The following is a 20,368-nucleotide window of genomic DNA, read 5'->3' as shown; positions in this document are numbered from 1 at the left end:
CGTTGTTTATAGTAGTAGGCCATTCAAAACCGCAGCGACAAACAGCTTAAGCCGCCATCCAGTTTGCGGAATTCGCTGACATCGACTTCAATGATGTCGTAGCCAAGGCTGCTGATGAGGTGTCTGGTTTTTGGAAAGCCAGCGGGCATGAGGACAATGTCATTGATTAAAAGGCAATTGGCTGCATAGCTTTCCTCTTCATCAATGACATGCTGCTGCAACAGTCTGAATTCCGGGTGATTAATAAACTCGCCGCTCACCAGTAAATTGCCCTTATCCAGGTAACTGATGCCTGTTTTCAAGTGAAGCGCCTCCTTCAGAGGGACCACGGAAGCGGTGTATTCGTAATGCGTCAGGATGTGGATAAGCTGCTTGGCCCCTTCCTGATTGGTTCTTTTAGACAAACCGATATAAAAATGGTTGTCCACACGCAGCACATCCCCCGCATCTAGAGTCCCTGGCGCAGTGATTTCCTTGATATTCTCTCCGTAAAACGCGGCAATCGCCTCGCGATTCAATACCACCTCGCCTATACGCGACAACGCACCCGGACGGGTTAAAATGGCGCCATGGTTAGTGAGCAGCGCGGGATCTTCAATGAAACAGGAATCCGGAAATTCGTCCGCCGGGGGCAAGACCGTCACCTCAAGGTCACAGGCACGCAACATCTCCACGTAATGTTGATGTTGTGCAAGCGCCAACTCGTAATCCGGGTGACCCAGGTTAGCGGAAGTGAGTCCATGCACGAGGCTTTTGGCCGGCTGGCGAACGATGGCGCGTGTGAACATGTTTTTATCCTTAAAATGAATTCCTAAAGCCCCAGATTATCCCGCTTAAATACCCGATCGGCACGATAACTTGATCGTACCATGGGGCCTGAAGCCACTTCAAAAAAGCCTTTGGACAGCCCTATTTCACGAAACGCAATGAACTGTTCAGGCGTGACATAACGCGCCACCGGTAAATGGTTTTTTGTCGGCTGCAGGTATTGTCCCAAAGTCAGAATATCGACCTGTTGCCGGCGTAAATCATCCATGGTCGCAATGATTTCTTCGTCAGTTTCGCCAAGGCCGAGCATTAAACTGGTCTTGGTCAACACATCGGGGCGGTAACGCTTGGCAAAAGCCAGGACATTCAGGGTCTGCCAGTAGCCGGCGCGGTTATCCCGTACCGGGTGGGTCAAGCGCTCGACCGTTTCGACATTCTGGGCAAACACATCCACCCCGCTGTCCAGTAAAACCGCGACATCGGCTTCAATCCCCTGAAAATCAGGTGTTAAGGCTTCCACTTTCGTTGTCGGGCAGCGGGCTTTAATGGCGCGAATGGTATCGGCGTAATGTTGAGCGCCCCCATCGGGCAAATCATCACGATTGACGGAGGTTAACACCACGTAATCGAGGTTCATGAGCGCTACCGTGTTGGCTGTATTGGCAGGCTCGTCTTTATCCAGCCAGCCATGGGGATTGCCGGTGTCCACCGAACAAAAGCGGCAGGCGCGCGTGCACACCGCACCCATCAGCATAATGGTCGCGGTCCCATGGGACCAGCATTCCGCGATATTAGGGCATTTGGCTTCCTCACAGACTGTCGCCAGGCGGTGTTTCACTACCTGTTCTTTTACCTGCTGGTAGGCGGGCGTGGTGTGATTGACGATACGCAGCCACTTGGGTTTAGGCAAACGCTCGGCGTGGCTGTCCACGGACTTGATGCCATCCTTAATTGCAACAATGCCTTCTGCCGTCTTGTATTTCTGGCCGCTTTCAACCACGACAGGTATCTCTTTAAATTTACTCATGCCCGCACCAAAAAATCAGGATGGAAGGATGATCCCAAATCACTCGGTTGAGATCAAGTCCTAGAGTACTTCTACGCGGTTGCGCCCGGCTCGTTTGGCCTGATACATGGCGGCATCCGCACGCATAAACAGGGTTTCAATGTCCTCATCCGGTTTAAATGTGGTCAAACCGAAGGAAACCGTGACATCGACACGCGTGTCCCGGTAACAAAACTCGCAGGTCTCCACGGCTGAACGCAGGGACTCAAGAATACGTTTTGCTTCTTTCTCACTGGTCCGTTCAAAAATAAAGATGAACTCTTCACCACCGTAACGGGCAATAAAATCCACCGAACGGATTGAATTTTTAAACAGGGCGGCGACTTTTTTCAACACTTTGTCCCCCGCCAGATGCCCGTAATTGTCATTGATTTTTTTAAAATGATCGATGTCCGCAATGGCCAAAGACAATTCGCCATAGCCGCGTTGCCAGCGGTTATAGGCTTCGTGAATGTGTTCATCGTATGAGGCCCTGTTGGGCAGGCCGGTTAAGCTGTCCTGATTAATGATCACCTGTTGCGAGGTTAATTTATGCTTGATTTCCTCAGCAGTTCTCTCGGACTCAGTCAGTTTCTGCTGTAATTTCTGCACCTCGGCTTCGTAGGCTTTCACACGCTGCTGTTCACTGTCTTTAAATTCTTTGATCCGCTGTTCAATAGTGGCTAAATTCTCGCTGATTTTTCCGGATAATTCTTCAATGGTTTTAGCCTTGTCCACATGGCGTTGGATCTGATTGATGTTCGTGGCAATGCCGCTTTCCAACTGCTGGGAATGGTGCTTTGCCTGCTGGCTGTTTTCATTGGCGAATTTTAAATAGCTGTCAAAATCGTGCAGTTGAGTGGTTAAATCCTGTAGATAATTTTTTAACTGGCTCTGCTCAATGCTGAAGGCGTCAATCACCAGTTTGGTAAAATTATCTATTACACTGGGCAACAATTCGCGGGTAATTTCACTCCTTAACAGGGTTTTGACATGCTCAACCTTGTCATGAAGTTCATGGGGAATCGCTAAATGGCTTAATAATTGTTTGAGGCTTTGATTGACCGTCTCACTGATTGCCCCGACTGAGGATTGATTGGGCGGCAGGTTATCGGGTTTCGAGGACGCCAGAGTGGCAATTAAACGCTCAACCTGAGTGAGAATGGTTTCCGAATCTTTATGGGTAGCGACGTCTTCTTTAAGCGTTGCCACGCTGTCGGCAGCGATTCCCAGCGGCAGGGTTAATAACAGGCTGATGATTTGACGCAGATGATTAATTTCATCCTGCAGGGTATTGCATCGTTGCTCGTATTTGCTGATGGTGTTAATAATTTTTTGCTTCAGCTGCGGATCAATCATCAACCTTCCTTAAAAAGACAGCTATTTTTTGTTGCGATTTTTCATGTATTCAATCAACAATGGCGCGTGGGAACCGTCACAAAAAGGCGGATCCTGTGTCTGCTTGCATTGACAAAAACAAACCGTCTCAGTCACCAGCGCCCGGTACTTCACCGCCTTTTCGCAAGGGTGAACATCGCAAAAAGGCTGGGTTTTGCTTTTGCCGCAACTGCACCAGTCATAGGTTTTACCCTGTTCCACTTCACAGGCAATGGGAAAAAAAGGCGGATCATCCGGCTGACGCGACATCGTTTCTCCTTTCCTTAACTGACTAGCCCTGACATGTTAATAGTAATCCATTTTTAACTTTTTGATTATCCAGGCCCCCACAAAGGCGATGATGATCACAATGAATGAAGGCAACAGCTTAGCCAGTAAAGAGGGGTAAGCCAATAAAATGGCACCGACAAAAGCCAGAATAATGAACGCGACATCGCGCAGATAAGCCTGGTGCTTATCGGCCCATTTCTGCTTGAGCACGCCCATAATCAATAAAACCAGCAGGGACAACGAGAAAAAATAAACCAGGTGGTAGATCAGGACGTAAACCATGCGTTGCCCGGAAGACAAGGGTTGCACAATCAGCCACTGCTGAAAAATTAACGCGAAATTGGGTGCGCAATTTTGTTGATAGGACTGAATAAGAACACCGGCCACCAAGGCTAAACCAAAGAAAACGCCCATGCCTTTGAAAAGAGTCCTCGCCGAGGGGTGCAGGCGCTTCTCAACCACATACAGGAGTAAAAGAACACCGACAATTGCCGCCGGGATCATTAAGAAAGGAAGAATCTTATAATACAGCGCCGTATTCGCCTGCTGGAAATAATGCGTTAACGTCGTCAATGCCAGGTAAAAAACGCCCAACGCCCATTGGCGTTCGGGGGTTTTCTGCAGGAATAAAAAGGAGATTAAGGCAAACAGGCCAAAGATACTACAGGGGCTTATCGCATCAATGAAAGCCATCATGGGTATAAATGAACCGGCAGAAGGCGGATTGACAATGTTATTTTCATACCAGCTGGCCGTTGCCCACTGTTGCAGGCTTTTGACTGTGGCCGGAGTCAATTCACCTTCTTTTTCGATTTGCTGACGGCAATAAGTAAGCGCTTCGATTATTTTTTTTCCAGTGGTTTTGGCTTCATCAAAGCCCGTCCAGCGGGAGTCGCAGAAAAAAATCGCCGGTACGGCATAATCATCAACGCCCTTTGCCCCCTGTTTTAAAAACTGGCTGAAGGCATCGAGGGCGGCTTTATCTTCATTGATGTAATGCCGCTGGATTTCAAGCCATGTTTTTTCTTTAACCAAAGTATTGAAGAATTCATCGGCCTTGCGGCAATGGGGGCAGGTAGTGGATAAAAAGAGATCAACTTTTAATACAATCTGCTGATCGTTCTGTTTATACCAACGGATAGGCGCGGGATTACTCCAGGTTGATAGAACCCAACAGCCAAGGACAAACGCAAAGAGCAGTTTAAAAACCCGCATGATAAGCCTTTATTCTTTTTATTTCACACTATAACCCGTCTACTGTCTCAATGTACATCCGCAAGAATGACTGCCTTCACTCCACCCTAATTGGGACAGCTTACATGTGAATGTAATTTTCGAGATGCTCAATGACTCGGCTTTTCCCTTCGAGAAGATGAAACAGCACATCGCCGATGGACAAAATGGCAATGAGTTCGTCTTTATCCTTGACCAGGACATGGCGCCGTTTGGTTTGAGTAATGATTTCCATGGCTTTTTCGACCGTGTCATTGACTGCCAGAACACTCACGTCTTTATAGACAATATCGGCTGCCGTCACCTGATCAGGCAATAGGTTTTTATTCAGGCAGGAGCGTACAATGTCGCGCTCGCTGACAATACCCAGTAGCCTGTCATTGTCACGAACAACCAGTGCACCGATGTCTTTCTCTGTCATCAGCGAAACGCAATCACAAACCGTGATCTGAGGTTCAACAAAAGCAATGGGACGGCGTGGTTGGGGCAAAATAGAAGAAATGAGATCAGCCATGACACACTCCTGCTTAGTGGAATATCAATACGCCAGATTGTATAAATATAGCACAAATACACCGCCCAAGACGGGGTATTTGTGCCAGTGATTTAAGCAGGAAACGCTGATTAGCTCACCACTTTCCAGGAGCCATCGGCTTGTCGACAGGCTTTGCCGTAGATTTCCTGGGTTTTGCCGCCAATGATGGCGCGGGTGGTGTATTCGCGGCAAGGTTGAGAATTGCTGTAATAGGTACGGGTAGGCCTTACCGTGTAACGGTTACCGGAATCGGGGTTTTGCCAGACCACTGCTTTACCGGTTGGTGCGGTTTCCAGTGCGCGTTGCATTTCCAGACGGTCCAGGCGGTCCATGGTACGACCGATATTGCCGCCCAGGTAGGCGCCTAACAGGGCACCGCCCGCGGCTGCCGCCACTTTACCGGAACCACCGCCGAACTGGCTGCCGATGAGGCCGCCGACCACGCCGCCGGTTACCGTACCAATTCCTTCATTATTAACCTGCGCACATCCGCTCAACAGCAATGACGCTGAAACTGAGGCTAAAATTAATTTTTTCATGTGAGTTACCTGTTTAATCAGTTACTAAATCGGTTGTCATTCTACCATCCCGGTTAGATATTATCCATAATTTATGCGCTGACAATTTTATCCTGGCGAACACGCGGCGAAAACTGGCAGAGTAATTCGTAAGCGATTGTTCCTGCTGACATTGCGATGGTTTCTACAGGGATATACTGTCCCCAGAGCTCGACGGGATCCCCGATTTTAACCGTCGGGCAATGGCTTAAATCAATGGTGAGCATGTCCATGGAAACACGCCCGACAATCGGGGCGTGGACGCCATTCACCCAGACGGGCGTATTTTGGGCAATATGCCGCGGGTAGCCGTCGCCGTAACCTGCCGCCACAATGCCGATGAGCGAGGGCCGGCTGGTTTGCCAGCTTCCGCCATAGCCAATGCGTGCCCCGGCGGGAAACTGATGGATTGCACTGATGGCGGAAACAAAACGCATCACCGGCGCCAGGCCAAGCTGCTGCCCTGTTTGATTGATAAACGGTGAGACGCCATACAGCATAATCCCAGGGCGCACCACGTCGGCATGCGTATCCGGCAAGGCCATGATCGCAGCGGAATTGCTGATGCTTTGGATTAACCGCCTGGAGGGTAATGCCAAATCCCGGTAAATCTGCATCTGGCTTTGATTACTGGGATTATCCGGTTCATCGGCGCTGGCAAGATGCGTCATTAAACCAATGTCGTCATCAACCCAGGGGCAGGCCAGTAGGGCCTGAAGCACCTCGTAGCATTCTTCGGGTGCAAAACCCAGGCGATGCATGCCGGTATTGATTTTAACCCAGACTTTGATGGGTTTTGGCAAGGGGTTGGCCACCAACCACTGCAATTGATAGGGTTGATGGATCACGCATTGAAACGACTGCTCACACACCACCGCAAGTTCATCCGGGGTAAAAATGCCCTGAAACAGCACGCAGTCACTGCGCGCCCCGAGGCTTCGAATGGCGAGCGCTTCTTCAAGACAAGCCACACCAAACGCATCCACCTGGCCTTCCAGCGCGGGGACGACTTCCGACAAACCGCAGCCATAGGCATTGGCTTTGACCATGGCAATCACTTTCCTGCCCGGCGCAAACCGTTTCACGCATTGCACATTATGAAGAAGCGCCAGCGAATCAATCTGGACGCGAGTGGGCCTAGTCACTTAATCTACCCCTTGATAACCGTTAAACGCCAAATCTTCAAAGCGCGTGTATTTTCCGAGGAAAGCGACACGCACTTTGCCGATCGGACCATTACGCTGTTTGGCAATAATAATCTCAGCCACCCCTTTATCCGGACTGTCCTCGTTATATACTTCATCCCGATAAATGAAGCAAATCAAATCCGCATCCTGCTCAATCGCGCCTGATTCACGCAAATCCGACATCACCGGACGGCGATCACTGCGCTGCTCAAGGCTTCGGTTAAGCTGCGAGAGTGCGACCACCGGCACCTGCAACTCCTTGGCAAGCGCCTTAAGGCTTCGTGAAATTTCAGAAATCTCAGCCGTGCGGTTATCGGCCTTAAAACCCGGTACTTTCATCAATTGCAGGTAGTCGACTACGATTAATCCCAGTTGACCATGCTCTTTGGCCAGTCGCCTCGCCCGCGCCCGCATTTCCGAGGGGCTTAACGCCGGGGTATCGTCGATGAACAGCGGCGCTTCCGATAACATATGCACCGCGGACGTCACCCGCGGCCAATCGTCGTCATCGAGTTTACCCGTACGGATGCGGTGCTGATCAATCCTTCCCAGCGAGGACATCATCCGCATGGCCAGCGAATCCGAAGGCATCTCCATTGAAAACACCAGCACCGGTTTGCCGCCGCGTATGGCGGCATGCTCAGCCATGTTCATGACCAGGGTGGTTTTACCCATGGATGGACGGCCGGCGACGATGATGAGATCTGAAGGTTGTAATCCCGAAGTCATGGCATCCAAATCGCTTAAACCGGTTGCCAAGCCGGTGATGGCATCGCCATTGTGGTAAAGGGCATCAATTTTTTCCACAGCCTTCACCAGAATGGATTTAATGCTCTCAGGCCCGCCGTCGCCGCCGGTTTGCTCGGCAATTGCGAAAACGCGGGTCTCTGCCAAATCCAGTAATTCCGGTACTTCCCGCCCTGAAGGGTTGTAAGCCGCGTCGGCAATTTCACCCGCAATGGCAATCAACTGACGCTGGACAGACTTCTCGCGAACGATGTCGGCGTAGGCCGAAATATTGGCCACGCTTGGCGTGTTATTCGCCAACTCAAACAGGTAGGTTTCGCCGCCGGCATCATCCAAATCGTTATTGGATTTAAGCATATCAAGCAGCGTCACGACATCAAAGGGTTGTTCCCGCTTGGACAATTCGACGATGGTACGGAATAACACCCGATGCTCGGTACGATAAAAATCCGCTTCGCAGAGTTTGGTGCTGATTTTGTCCCAAACCTGATTGTCGAGCATGACGCCGCCAATAATGGATTGCTCCGCCTCCACCGAATGCGGGGGACGCTTCAAGGGGTCGACTGCTGCTGTTTTTCGCGTTTGAACCTCAACCATCGTTTTGCCATCGTAGGAACCAGACCGCTATTGTATTGAAGTTTGCAGGAAATGCCAAAGCCAGCTCAACGCAGTTAGGCTTAGATTAAGACAAAAATTTTGGTAGAATGCCTCCAATTAAAGCAATTTCGTTATTCTTCAACAGAGTAACGCGGAGGACTGGTCACTTAGCAATCTTCATCACACCACAGCCCGGCTGTTGTAAAGAGATTATAAGTTATCAAAAAGCTCCGTCCTTTAATTAAAACGAATGCCCTGTCTCTGTTCATTAATGACTAGCTAATAACCCTCGTCGCTTTCCTCAGCCGCTTCCCTAATCTGTTTGAGGAAAATGAATGAAAAACAAATTTGATTCTCATGAATTCAGAGAAAAAAACCCCGATTTTGATTTGCCGCTCTTTTTTTGTGTAGACAAAAAATCGAAAAAATTTGTTCAATGGGTACATGATTTGAAGGACTTTTTCGATCACGATAACTTTTTCACCAATGAATCACGCCAGGATGAGCATTGTTCAAGTGAATTCATTGTTAATACTCTGCCCTTAAAAAAGAAGTTAGAACATCTTAATTGGTTGCTCGTTGAACAGGATTGGCTGGAATGCCATAACTCTCTTGTCGATGACGTCAAGATTGATTTATTTTTAAGGTTATTTACCCAAAAATACAACATTGATAATGCCTTGTCCGCTTCTCATTTGTGGTCTTTTTTCCATGTCTGCGGGCAATTGCAACAAAGTCTTATCGAAGTATTTGAAAAGAGATTAAACAGCGAACGCCTCATTTCAAATCATGAGCTTAAAGAAGAAAGCAAATCCATCGCGGCTTATTATTGTTGTTTGGCGCAATGCAAAGACATGCTCAGTGCAATAGCCGCACAGATACCTTCCTGCAACACAAAACCCAACGCCACTTCATTGCGTTTACCGCCCTCTCTTCCCAGCCAAACCGTGATGGATTTACTTCCACAGGAATTACAGCTTATGGTTTTCAGTCACCTCGACATGGAGGATTTACTGGCCGTTCAAGCCACGTCACACCATTGGTCAGCCATTGCAGCCATCGCTTTTGCTGATCGTTTCAGAAAAAGTCCAGCTCAGGTCATTGCGTATTTGAGCCGTGCAAAACCGGCAGAGGCCTATGCGTTTATCAATGGGTACAGACGCACAAGCGAGTACAAAGCACTCTACAGCCTGGTTACTCATGGCATGCCGATGTCTAATCGTGAGATTGCCTGTTACATGCTGACTCGGCACAATGACAGATTACCTGATATTACCCGTTTGTGCGAGGCATGTAACGATACCCGCATTGACCCCGAGGCAAGAATACAGCTTTCCATAATCATTGAAAATGACCCGGAAATCATCGGAAAAATCGATAAATCCGGCGCCTTTGCGCTTAAAAAAAACACCCCCGCTGAATTATTCGATTTACATATAAATACGTTTCCTGAACGTTACATTAACCTTTTGCCTTCCGTTTATTTTAGTCGAATGGCGTTGGTGGGCGCTGACCTTTCTTTTGCACCGCTGGCCCATGTCACGCTCTTTGAGCGGGATCTGTCGAAAGCCTGTTTGGTTCAAGCGGACCTGCGTTATGCCAAACTGGACCACAGTCGTTTGGAGGAAACCGATTTAAGCCATGCCAATCTGCGTTATGCGAGTTTGCAGCGTGCCTCATTAGTCAACGCCGTGCTCGAAAACACCCGCTTGAGTGAGGCTGATTTAAACCACGCGGACTTATCGGGTGCGAAGCTTAAAAAAACCAGTTTACGTGCAGCCAATTTAACCGGTGCCTGTTTGATGGGTACGGTCATTGACGGGGCTGATTTCACAGGTGCCAATTTAAGCTATGCCAGCTTTATCCATGTCGACCTGCGTGACGTCGATTTAAGTCAGATGAATCTGGAATGGAGCTACTTACACAAGGTACGGTTGATACCGGAATCCGTTATTAAAAACACAGCGCGGTTAGAGAATTTTTTTATCACGTTTGAAAAAATGCTTTTGAGTCATAGCGAATTTAGCCGGCAAAACCTGCGTAAACAGATGCTCAAAGAGTTGAAGTCCTTGTTAATGGACGCTTTTTTAAGGACGAAGAAGAAAAGAGCCTGGATAAACCTGGTGTTTGAGTATTATCCTCCCTCTCTTTTTGAGAAGGATTTTTTCCTTAAAACAAGCCATCCCTTTAAAGCCTTGTTTGAGGAATTTCAATTGATTGAAATGAATCCTTCCTCTTTAGCCATAAGCCTACCATTGCAGCGTGCTGTGGTTTCCCTGTTCGCTGAGTTCCAAAAGCGTATCAGCGGGGAGGATAAAGACATTCGACTGGATGATGTAATCCGCCAATTGAGGCAAATTCTGCACAAAGCGCCAGAATCAGCTAATATTCATCAAATCAGTCGATTAACCAATCACCGATTATTTCTGCTTCACGTGCTCTACTATTCAGGAATAGGTGTTTTTTCCCGGGATAAAGTGCTTAAACCGTTCATGGTGAATTACCCCAATCAGTCCCTTGAAGGATTGCCTGAGCAGAGCAAACGGTTTGCCAGCGAAATATTTGATGGCGAACTTTTTCAGCTTGAACAACTGCAGCCAATCAAACCGGAAGACCTCACTCCAGACTCGCTTTACGGTGATGAAGATTTTATCCTCATACTTAAAGCCCCTGCAAAGAGCAGTGTAAAGCTCGGGGGATTATTCATCACTTATACCAATTATCTCGCTCATGGAACAAGGTTCATGGCTTTTCAAGTGGCGATCATCGATTTTGAAACCAAACAATTACGACCTGCTTTTACTATTGACTTTCAACATTTTCCCGACTTAAGCACTGAACAGTTTCTGCCGCTGGGTTTGGGTAATATGATTGGACGCTTGCATGGTCCTGGCTGGATATCGACTGAATTAATCCCCTTGCTCAAAGCGGGATTGCAGTTGAAAAAACGCCTTATCAATTACATCCTTGCAACACAAAAAGGACCTGTTGCAGAATGCCTGCCTTTTGAAACGGTACAGCCCATTGTAGACAAGAAAGAGCCTGAGTCTCGCTTAAAAACGGAAGAACATCCTGAAAACAGGCGTTTGTTGAACGACAACCGTCACAGTTTGTTTGCTAAAAAAACAACGCCTCCTTTGCCATTACCGGAAGAATCGTGTTGTCTTGTGTCGTGAGGGTCGTTTAGGATTTGACGCGGAAATAAAAATCCAATGGCCAAGGCCATTGGATTTCAATTGGTGATTACCTCACCCAAACCTGCGTACGGCCAAGGGCAGACACACCCACGTAACCGCGAACGTAGAGTTTATTGCCTTTTAAGCTCATTTTGGCACGGTAAACTTTACCGGTTTTTGGATCAAGAATTTGGCCACCGTCCCATTCGCCATTGCCTTTGTCTTTCAAACCCCAGACAAATCGCAGCCCTTGAATGGGTTTGCCTTTAAAGCCGCCCGGGCATTTGGAGCAAATACCGGTGTCGCCAGCCTGAGGATAAACTTTAACGATAGTACCGCTTAACGTATTGCCTGACACATTGATACGAACAACAGCGCGTTTTTTACCGGTGACATCATCAATGGTGGTCCAGGTTCCGGCTGGTGAAGCAGCCATGACAGCAGGAACAAACAACATCATGACGAGCACTGCAAACAACGATTTCAACTGTTCCATGAAATTTCTCCTTGATTTTCATCATTGAAAGAATAGGCCAGGTTGCCCCGCTTTGCAATTGTTTGCCGGCACTCTTTCTTTTATTGAACATCAAGCGGAGTGAACAGGACTTCCAAATCGCGGTCCGTTAATAAGTCCAGGTGATGGGTACTATCGGTCAAAATGCCCTCAAATAACGCCCGTTTCCGGGACTGCATGGCAAGAATGGCTTCCTCCACCGTCCCGCGGGTAATGAGTTTGTAAACAAACACCGGGTTTTCCTGGCCAATGCGGTGGCTGCGATCGGTGGCCTGCTCTTCGGCCGCGGGATTCCACCAGGGATCATAATGAATGACGGTATCCGCCCGGGTCAGATTTAACCCTGTTCCTCCGGCTTTAAGACTGATTAAGAAAATCGACGCATGGCCCTGTTGGAATTGATTAACCAGGTCCTGGCGGTTCTGAGTCTGGCCGGTGAGTTTCAGGTATGTGTACCGCCGTTGCTCCAATTGTTCTTCAATGAGTTTCAGCATCGAGGTGAATTGGGAAAACACCAGAATCCGCCGGCCTTCGTCCACCAGATTGTCCAATAAATCAAGCAGCGCATCGAGCTTGGCCGAAAAGCCGTGAGCAATCGCCGCCCCCGGAATGGAGAGCAGTCGCGGATCACAACAGACCTGCCTTAATTTAAGCAGGGCATCGAGTAGAACAATATGGCTTTTCCCCATCCCCTGACGGGCGATGGCTTCCCTGACTTTTTTCTCCATGCTGATGCGGATGGTTTCATACAAATCGCGTTGATTGCCCGCAAGTTCAACCAGGCGAACCATTTCCGTTTTAGGCGGCAACTCGCTGGCCACCTGATTTTTATTGCGCCTCAGCATGAAAGGACGAACCCGTGCAGCCAATAATTCCCGCCGCGCCTCATCCCCGTCCTTTTCGATGGGTGTTTTAAAGAAACGGCGAAACTGCTTGGCATCACCCAGCAACCCGGGCATTAAGAAATGAAACAGGGACCACAGTTCACCCAGATGATTTTCAAGCGGCGTCCCGGAAAGACACAACCGATGCGTGGCCTTGACCTGCTGAATAATCTGCGTGGTTTTGGCACGGGCATTTTTAATGGATTGCGCCTCGTCTAAAATGAGGTAATAAAACGGATAATCAACAAAGCGGCTCTTGTCGCGTTGAATCAACCCGTAGGTGGAAATGATCAGATCGTAGCCATCAAATTCATCCTGATGCCGTTCCTGCCCATGAAAAATGAGGACCTTCAGTTCCGGTGTAAAGCGTTTGGCTTCTTCAAACCAGTTCACCACCAGACTGGTGGGCGCCACAATTAAGCTGGCTTTTTGCAGGCGGCCCTGTTCTTTTTCAAGTTGCATGTGGGCCAGGGTCTGAACGGTTTTACCCAAACCCATGTCATCGGCCAGCACACCGCCCAAACGGCATTCCCGCAACAGCTGCAGCCAGTTTAATCCCTGTTGCTGGTAATCGCGAAGCATGGCCTTTAAACCCGCCGGCGGCGGGATTTGTTCAAGCCGTGACAAATCAACCAGTTTCTGCAGTTGCATTCTTATCGTTTCACCGCCATGCCAGCGCAGGGCCGCGGCGGCCAGGGCCTGTTCGGTTTCACGAATGAGCATGAGCTGATGGCGGCTGATTGTCAGGCTGTCCCCTTCGTGAAGCGAGCGGGTGCCGTATTGAATTAAAAAATTCACCAGTGGTTTGATTCGCCCAAGATTAACCCGGAGCGCTTTGCCATTGGCTAAGGACAATTTAACGGTTTGATCATCGGGTAACTGCTGGATATCGGTTGACTGCCATTGGTTAATCAATGCAGCGACAACCGGTACGATATTGACGGGACGGCCTTCCACCAGAATGCCCAGCTGATAGGAAAAGAAATCCGCGCCCTGCTCTTTAAAATCGGAGTACCATTCCACCTGCGCTTCATCGACGACTTCTTCATACACAGGATGCAGAAATTCCACCTGCCACTGCTTGCTTTTGAGTAGAGGGATGACCTGTTGGTACAGGCGAGTCAGATCGTCTTCCTGATGATAATGGCTTAATACCTCCATGTCGGTGGTCTTTAGATCAAACGTCAACCGCTCATCCACGGAAGGTTTTCTTAAATTCAGGATTTGGGTCATTTCCTGCTGTTGCTGCTTCTCAACCGAAAAATCACGTTCCAGACGGATTAGGGTCTGCCCTTCCTCAAACACCACAAAGGGAAACGGGTCTTCGGCGCTGAATTCAAAGCCCGAGTAATCAAAAGCCAGGCGCACGTAAAATAAAACCGCCGGGTTTTGATTGACAGCCGACTCCCCCTGTTCCGCTGCATCAAAACGAACAATGCCGCGCGGTTTGCCGCGGCGAACTTCCCGTTGAATAAAGGGATTGGGGAGAGGAAGGACTTCATTGATGCTTCGGATGTGTTCAATGACGTCCTCCACCTCGTCCAATGCCACAGGCGGCTGGGCCAATACCTGCCTTAAGTGAGCTAAGGGAACAGGGGTAGTAATCAAACCGCATTCATCACCGACTGCATCGATATACCAGGGTTTATCAAGAAACAAACAATCCAGGAATTCCTGCTCATGTTTCAGTACCGGCCGTTGAAACCCGTTTTTTTCTAACTGCCAGCGAAGTTCAGCCTCCAGGCCATTGCCCCAGTGCAGCAGGCGCTCGTTTTCGTAATGATAGGCTCGTTGTGTTTTTAAAATCTTTTCCAGCAATTCACTGTTGCGGACAGGCAAGCGTTCAAAGTTCCCCTGAATGCGGCCTTTGAGCTGCAATTGCGCGATGATTTCTTCGTCATCGTCGCTAAAAAACTGCCGGCGGCTTTCGGTAACGGTCGTGAAAATACTCATTTTCCCCAAGCTGCGGCGTTTCAGGCGTTTCGCCAAAGCCAGTCTGACGATAACGCGATCGTCATGCGGGCCGTGTTCAAAAGTCAGAAGATAAACCACCACATGCGTGCCCGTCTGCGCCACCGGCGATTGTTTATCCCGCAGGGTGTGCAGCCATTCGTTTAACGTCTGACTCGGGTTTTCAGCGGAAGGTGCTGGGATAGTGATTTGTTCTTTAATTTGCAAGGCCAATAAACTGGCCGCCGCATGTTTGCAATTGGTTTTGTAAGGGCAAGTGCAATGAGCCGGTTTGGCAGGCCAGGACTTCAAATCGATGTGCACATCGTAAATCTGATGGGAGCGGCCTTTGACACGGGCCTTTAAAAGGCCGTCACTTAAACGAATATTAAGGACGAAGCCGCGCTGCTGATAATCCTGACCATGCATCAACACGGAAGGAATAAAAACATCGGCCATCCGTGATAAGGCATCCTTCAACATAAAGTATCTATATTTGCAAAGTTAAACCGATCATTGTAGCAAAATTTATCGATGCAATACAGTTGCTCTGCTGAAACAAACGGCATGCACCGTTTGTTTCAGCAGAAGTGACAGGCTAGGTGGCGTAGTTCGTGACCGAGCTATTAGGCGCATCGTCGTCTTCGATCGTCGTTTGCACAAGGTTAGAACTCATGTCACCGCTGGGGCTTCCCTGATCAAACGAGTCATCTTGAGTGGGTTTGCTGTTATCGTTCGTCTTCAGCTGATCCATCAGAAGGGCCGAGCGTTGGTCCGATGATGCACCCGGATGAACAAAAAAGGTACACGCCGGCACCGGGTTTGCTGCAATCCGCCCAAAGCTGCCAAAGGAATGGTTAAGACGCAGTCTGGATTTGGTACGAATGCTGTCATACTCCTCCTGCGGCTCGACAAACAGCGCCTCGGCCGCCAGCGTGGTGGTGCGCACTAACTCTTCCTGGGTTTTGGGCCGGTAAACACAAAGATAGCCCTCACTGTTTTTAACTGTTTGGCAATCCAGGCTTAACAGCAACAGCAATTCCTGCATCGTCGCTGTGGGTTCGATACCGCCATGATACATGGAGTCGTTAATTCTGGAGGTTTCTACAGTGGAACCATCGTATTGACGCATTTCTGCAGCGAGGCTGTAGATGTATTTGACAAAATCACCGGATAAAACCGCTTTTTCCATCTCAGGAAACTGAGGCTCAACGATTTGAATCTCGTAATCAAACATCAACAAGGCAATAAGCCAGGCACGATTAATCTGCGGAGACCATTTATCGTCATCGCAATTTAAATACGCCCCTTCACCGGGATTGTGTCTGACCTTAGCCAGTACGCTGCGGGAGGATCCAATCCAGGCAACGGGCTGTTGCTGGGATTCCCTAGCTAAAGCATCAAACAAGTGAAGTTTGATTAATTCAAATACAAATTCATCTTGATTAAATCGTTTGCCGCCCAGCAACTCCTGCATTTTAGCCACACGGCCTTTTTCACCGATATTCCACTGCGGCGCTTCATAAAGGATACGGCCCAACAGGAAATCGCCCAGCTCCGTATTGAACGAAAATTCGCCTGAACAAGCCAGCTCGACAATTTTTTTCTTGTCCTGATGAAGAATCTGAGCCAACAGATTACAGGGGTATTTTTCAACGAAATGCTGTAAAGGCTCCAAATGATCCATGAGCCCTGGCCATTGTTTCATGTACGAGTGAACAGCCAAGGTAAAATAGGACGAGACAGAAGCCGTTTGAGTGTAAAAGCCGCCCTTTCTGAAGGTGAAAGGCGTGTCCTCTTCCTCATCAGAGCCTAGATCATCCACCTCGTCATCAGAAGGATCCGGCAATTGATAAATCACTTTATAGGGACTGAAGATGGCATCAAAATCTTTCAATTTTGCCTTCTCAACCCGCAAATAAGCCGCCAGGATTTCCCCTGCTTTTTTCGTTGCATCCGGTAACAACAGAGCCAGTTTTTCCTTGTAGACACTGAGCGTGCCTTTCAGCGCAATCAGTTCGGCTGTTTCTTCATTGTTGAGAAAGGCGGCAATGGCATCCAGCTTGGCGTCAAGCTTTTCTGCTAGCGTCAGGGGTGTCATGGAAATGGTATACGTAATCAGCGAGGGCAGACTGGTCAATATTTGACCTGCCAATGCCAAATCATCCTGGGCCGTTTTGGAAGTGGTATTTTCTAACCACCCTATGAGGGTATCATAATTGGTCATAGCTGTTACCTGAATGGAGAAGAGAAGGGCGCATGTCAACACCCATTTGGAGAGATATTAAAACACATAGTGTATATTTTGAATACAATCATATCGAAAAAATAAGAAATCTTTAGATTATCTTTACAAGGTAGTGCGATAATTGTAAATTATGCTCACAAATAAATCAGGCTCGTCATTATGGAAAAAAATGGATAGAGAAAACACGTTTCGGCAACTGCAGATTTACAGTGATCTTCTAGATAAATTAATCGAGGACGTAGCCCAATTCGAGAGCCGCCATCCAATGGATTACCTTCAATCCATTGAGATTGCGGTGACTAATCTGCTGATTGATCATGCCAATTCCGACCTGAATGAAAGCAGTGCTGAATGTCCCGAAACCAAAACTGCCTCCCCCACTGACCATCCCTCAGTAGCCGACGTGGAATCCATGGCAGTGATATGTCAGGAAAAGCTCCAAAAATGCCGACAGAAATACGAGCCTTACTGCGAAAAGGCAGAAAAAATAACCAGAAAATTAATGACGGAATTTCAGGACACTTACCCTGTTTTGGGGAATTATTACACCTCAGGCGAATTTCGCTACGATAAAAAGGGCACCCGACTCCTCTTTAGACATGCGGGGCTTTCACTCTTTAATCATTATGTCAGTGATCAAATGAATACCTGGCAAACCATCCGCTTTGACCTCCCGAGGCTTTACCATTTAAGCGGCGGAAAAAAAAATGCTCACAATGCGTTAACGAATTTACTTAACCCGGATAATGACCAATTTATCGATGCCATTGAATTCGGTACGCTGGGCTTGCACGATGAAATCGGTCAGCTCGCCATTTTAAGGCTGAGGGAATTATCCTTTAGCGCCGACAAGGGAGAAAAAGTCAACGCCTACAAAGTATTAACGAGGTATTTGTCCCTGCAGGTCAAAGACGCCCCCTTGTACATTGACTTTAAAGCCCTGGAAATCGAAATCCTGAAACTCGCTTTTTATGCCTTGATGCACCCGGATAACAAAATCGTCTGGCTCGGCACGTCACGGGCAGTGAACGCCATGATCAAACACCATGCCGGTGAAGCCGTCTATTTAAACCCCGATCCGGCAAGATTAAACTGGCAATTGAACAAAGCCTGGCTTTTAGCTGCCCGAATACTGGGTTATCAATTTGAGTTGGTCGAACAGCATTTCCCCAACATTGAGGCCGCCCTGTTAACCCGTGATCCGGCCCTGTTTCTCGAAGAAGTGATAAAAGAAGTGCGCACGCCCGCTTTCGTTTCACAATACAATGGCAGTGATGCCCCAACGTCAACCACGCAGGAAGTACTTCTGCTGCTCAGCGCAGGCTGCGACGTCAGTAAACAGGTGAACGGCCGTATGCGCCTGTTGCCGCGTACCTCCTTCGAAGCGCCTGGGAAAACCCATTACGGACGATTCTCAAAAGCACACAGTTACAGCTTCTTCCCAACATCCTCCCCGCCCCCGCTTGAACAGCGCCAACACCATTTCCTCCCGCCCGGACAGGAAGGTGACAACCAATCGCTGGTTTTGCCACTGACGAACACTGAGCAGAAAGAGAACAAGTCATCCATCAGGCTATCCTAATCGGACTATTATGGTAGTATAAGCCGTCCTGAATTAACCGAGCCTGCTGTCATGAATAAAACGCTTGATATTCTGCTTGCCCAGGTCAACATGACCGTTGGGGCAATTCACGCGAATGCGGAAACGATATCAGCCATTGTTCAGAGCAGGCAAACCACGCATGATGTGCTGCTATTTCCCGAGCTGGCGCTGACAGGCTACCCGCCTGAAGATCTGCTTCTGCGTCCTGAGTTTCATCGACAGGTAGAGGACGCGCTGCAGGCGCTCGCAAAGCAGGTTGGAGATTGCCATGTCATTCTTGGCCACCCTCTCCTTGAGAATGGGCTCTGCTTTAATGCCGCAAGCGTTCTTCACCGCGGTCAAATCATTGCTACGTACCGCAAGCAGAAATTACCCAATTACGGCGTTTTTGACGAGAGGCGTTATTTCACCCCGGGCCCGGAAACCGCCTGCATTCTCACCATTAACGGTTACAAGCTGGGTCTTTGCATTTGCGAAGATCTCTGGCAAACCGGTCCGGTTGAAGCCCTCCTTGCCGAGGGGGCCGATGGCCTGCTGTGCCTTAACGCCTCCCCCTTTGATTATGAAAAATACGAGCGTCGTGTTGAATTGTTGTCGTCCTACGCCCGTCAGGGTCTGGCTGTTTTTTATGTCAATTTAATCGGAGGCCAGGATGAATTGCTGTTCGACGGCCAATCCTTAGCTTTTGATAACAAAGGCAACCTCTGCGCCCGATTACCGGCATTTAAAGAGACGACCCAGTCCATCTCGTTGAACAGAGGCCGGGTGACAGGCCCGATGGAACCCCTGATGGATCCCACTGCCCTGCTTTACGAAGCGTTGGTCTGTGCAGTACGCGACTACGTGAATAAAAACCACTTTCCCGGCGTGCTGCTTGGGCTTTCCGGCGGGATTGACTCCGCCCTCACCCTGGCCATTGCCGCCGATGCTCTTGGGGGCTCACGCGTTCATGCCGTGTTAATGCCCTCACGTTACACAGCCGACATGAGTGTCGCTGATGCCCAGGGTCAGTTGCAGGCCATGCAGGTCTCGGGGACGGTTCTTCCCATTGAGCCGGCTTTTCAAAGTCTCTTGTCCATTTTAGCCCCCTCCTTTGAGGGTTTGCCGGTCGATACCACGGAGGAAAATCTGCAGGCGCGTATTCGCGGCATGTTATTGATGGCCCTGTCCAATAAAACCGGCAACATGGTGCTGGTCACCAGCAATAAAAGTGAAACTGCCGTGGGCTATGCCACCCTTTACGGCGACATGGCCGGCGGCTTTGCTGTGCTTAAAGACGTGCTCAAAACCAGGGTGTATGAATTGGCCGCTTACCGTAACAGCCTGTCAGACATTATTCCCCAGCGTGTGATCACACGTGCGCCCTCTGCCGAACTGGCTCCCAATCAGACCGATCAGGACAGCTTACCGGATTATGACACTCTCGATGCCATTATTCAGGATTACATGGAAAACAATCTCGATGCCGAAACGATTATTCATAAAGGCTTCGACCCCGCCATCGTCCATCGCGTGATCCAATTGATTCAACGCAATGAATACAAAAGACGACAGGCTGCCCCCGGCCCCAAAGTAAGCCCCCGTGCTTTTGGTCGGGAGTGGCGCTACCCGATTACCAATGGCTATAAGCAGCGCCCTGAACAACAACCCGTTTGA

The 20,368-nt window shown here is 48.9% G+C and carries 15 protein-coding genes; 3 read left to right on the top strand and 12 right to left on the bottom strand.

Translation table 11 applies throughout. The features are described from left to right. Window positions 1-23 precede the first annotated feature (23 nt). From DYE45_RS05640 to dnaB, 9 genes are all read right to left on the bottom strand, one after another. Complete coding sequence (locus DYE45_RS05640) at window positions 24-788, bottom strand: dimethylarginine dimethylaminohydrolase family protein (protein WP_115300576.1); 765 nt, start codon at window positions 786-788, stop codon at window positions 24-26. 23 nt (window positions 789-811) lie between these two features. Beyond that, the gene (gene lipA / locus DYE45_RS05635) at window positions 812-1,795 is read right to left on the bottom strand and encodes a lipoyl synthase (protein WP_058530757.1); all 984 of its coding nucleotides are present in this window, start codon (window positions 1,793-1,795) and stop codon (window positions 812-814) included. A gap of 60 nt (window positions 1,796-1,855) precedes the next feature. Continuing rightward, entirely contained in the window at window positions 1,856-3,172 is a 1,317-nt protein-coding gene (locus tag DYE45_RS05630) for a GGDEF domain-containing protein (RefSeq protein WP_108293515.1), read from the bottom strand. A 21-nt stretch (window positions 3,173-3,193) separates the two neighbouring features. Beyond that, window positions 3,194-3,460: a CDGSH iron-sulfur domain-containing protein gene (locus DYE45_RS05625; protein ID WP_108293513.1), complete on the bottom strand. Its 267-nt coding sequence runs from the start codon at window positions 3,458-3,460 to the stop codon at window positions 3,194-3,196. A 36-nt stretch (window positions 3,461-3,496) separates the two neighbouring features. Next, on the bottom strand, window positions 3,497-4,696 hold the full coding sequence (locus DYE45_RS05620) for a glutaredoxin family protein (protein ID WP_115300575.1): 1,200 nt from the start codon (window positions 4,694-4,696) through the stop codon (window positions 3,497-3,499). A gap of 100 nt (window positions 4,697-4,796) precedes the next feature. Continuing rightward, window positions 4,797-5,228, bottom strand: a complete 432-nt coding sequence (locus DYE45_RS05615) for a CBS domain-containing protein (protein WP_108293509.1) — start codon at window positions 5,226-5,228, stop codon at window positions 4,797-4,799. A gap of 110 nt (window positions 5,229-5,338) precedes the next feature. Beyond that, window positions 5,339-5,788, bottom strand: coding sequence for an RT0821/Lpp0805 family surface protein (locus tag DYE45_RS05610; protein WP_058527145.1), 450 nt, complete (start codon window positions 5,786-5,788; stop codon window positions 5,339-5,341). Between the two features lie 71 nt (window positions 5,789-5,859). Further along, on the bottom strand, window positions 5,860-6,951 hold the full coding sequence (alr, locus tag DYE45_RS05605; protein WP_115300574.1) for an alanine racemase: 1,092 nt from the start codon (window positions 6,949-6,951) through the stop codon (window positions 5,860-5,862). Beyond that, window positions 6,952-8,337 (bottom strand): replicative DNA helicase, encoded by a 1,386-nt coding sequence (gene dnaB / locus DYE45_RS05600; RefSeq protein WP_058530763.1) that lies wholly within the window; start codon window positions 8,335-8,337, stop codon window positions 6,952-6,954. It abuts the gene before it with no gap. Window positions 8,338-8,672: 335 nt separating this feature from the next. Here dnaB and DYE45_RS05595 point away from each other — a divergent pair, with 335 nt between their 5' ends. Next, a complete protein-coding gene (locus DYE45_RS05595) occupies window positions 8,673-11,513 on the top strand; it encodes a pentapeptide repeat-containing protein (protein WP_108293505.1) in 2,841 nt (946 codons plus the stop codon). A 67-nt stretch (window positions 11,514-11,580) separates the two neighbouring features. Here DYE45_RS05595 and DYE45_RS05590 read toward each other — a convergent pair whose 3' ends face one another. The 3 genes from DYE45_RS05590 to DYE45_RS05580 form a co-directional block, all read right to left on the bottom strand. Beyond that, complete coding sequence (locus tag DYE45_RS05590; RefSeq protein ID WP_370447880.1) at window positions 11,581-11,973, bottom strand: DUF2147 domain-containing protein; 393 nt, start codon at window positions 11,971-11,973, stop codon at window positions 11,581-11,583. Window positions 11,974-12,089: 116 nt separating this feature from the next. Beyond that, a complete protein-coding gene (locus DYE45_RS05585; RefSeq protein ID WP_115300573.1) occupies window positions 12,090-15,344 on the bottom strand; it encodes a DEAD/DEAH box helicase in 3,255 nt (1,084 codons plus the stop codon). 115 nt (window positions 15,345-15,459) lie between these two features. Beyond that, a complete protein-coding gene (locus DYE45_RS05580; protein WP_108293499.1) occupies window positions 15,460-17,088 on the bottom strand; it encodes a hypothetical protein in 1,629 nt (542 codons plus the stop codon). 151 nt (window positions 17,089-17,239) lie between these two features. On the opposite strand from DYE45_RS05580, the gene DYE45_RS05575 reads away from it, so the two are divergent. After that, on the top strand, window positions 17,240-18,691 hold the full coding sequence (locus tag DYE45_RS05575; protein WP_133138182.1) for a hypothetical protein: 1,452 nt from the start codon (window positions 17,240-17,242) through the stop codon (window positions 18,689-18,691). A 51-nt stretch (window positions 18,692-18,742) separates the two neighbouring features. Next, window positions 18,743-20,368, top strand: coding sequence for an NAD+ synthase (locus DYE45_RS05570; protein WP_108293495.1), 1,626 nt, complete (start codon window positions 18,743-18,745; stop codon window positions 20,366-20,368).

This window comes from Legionella taurinensis, from assembly GCF_900452865.1.
Classification (GTDB): domain Bacteria; phylum Pseudomonadota; class Gammaproteobacteria; order Legionellales; family Legionellaceae; genus Legionella_C; species Legionella_C taurinensis.
Note: the sequence above shows the minus strand (reverse complement) of the source record. Positions and strands in the feature narration are given on the sequence as shown.

Bases quoted from the DNA above. Each gene is read 5' to 3' on its own strand.
- DYE45_RS05640 (WP_115300576.1), bottom strand. From the start codon at position 788: ATGTTCACACGCGCCATCGTTCGCCAGCCGGCCAAAAGCCTCGTGCAT.
- lipA (WP_058530757.1), bottom strand. From the start codon at position 1,795: ATGAGTAAATTTAAAGAGATACCTGTCGTGGTTGAAAGCGGCCAGAAA.
- DYE45_RS05630 (WP_108293515.1), bottom strand. From the start codon at position 3,172: ATGATTGATCCGCAGCTGAAGCAAAAAATTATTAACACCATCAGCAAA.
- DYE45_RS05625 (WP_108293513.1), bottom strand. From the start codon at position 3,460: ATGTCGCGTCAGCCGGATGATCCGCCTTTTTTTCCCATTGCCTGTGAA.
- DYE45_RS05620 (WP_115300575.1), bottom strand. From the start codon at position 4,696: ATGCGGGTTTTTAAACTGCTCTTTGCGTTTGTCCTTGGCTGTTGGGTT.
- DYE45_RS05615 (WP_108293509.1), bottom strand. From the start codon at position 5,228: ATGGCTGATCTCATTTCTTCTATTTTGCCCCAACCACGCCGTCCCATT.
- DYE45_RS05610 (WP_058527145.1), bottom strand. From the start codon at position 5,788: ATGAAAAAATTAATTTTAGCCTCAGTTTCAGCGTCATTGCTGTTGAGC.
- dnaB (WP_058530763.1), bottom strand. From the start codon at position 8,337: ATGGTTGAGGTTCAAACGCGAAAAACAGCAGCAGTCGACCCCTTGAAG.
- DYE45_RS05595 (WP_108293505.1), top strand. From the start codon at position 8,673: ATGAAAAACAAATTTGATTCTCATGAATTCAGAGAAAAAAACCCCGAT.
- DYE45_RS05590 (WP_370447880.1), bottom strand. From the start codon at position 11,973: ATGATGTTGTTTGTTCCTGCTGTCATGGCTGCTTCACCAGCCGGAACC.
- DYE45_RS05585 (WP_115300573.1), bottom strand. From the start codon at position 15,344: ATGTTGAAGGATGCCTTATCACGGATGGCCGATGTTTTTATTCCTTCC.
- DYE45_RS05580 (WP_108293499.1), bottom strand. From the start codon at position 17,088: ATGACCAATTATGATACCCTCATAGGGTGGTTAGAAAATACCACTTCC.
- DYE45_RS05575 (WP_133138182.1), top strand. From the start codon at position 17,240: ATGCTCACAAATAAATCAGGCTCGTCATTATGGAAAAAAATGGATAGA.
- DYE45_RS05570 (WP_108293495.1), top strand. From the start codon at position 18,743: ATGAATAAAACGCTTGATATTCTGCTTGCCCAGGTCAACATGACCGTT.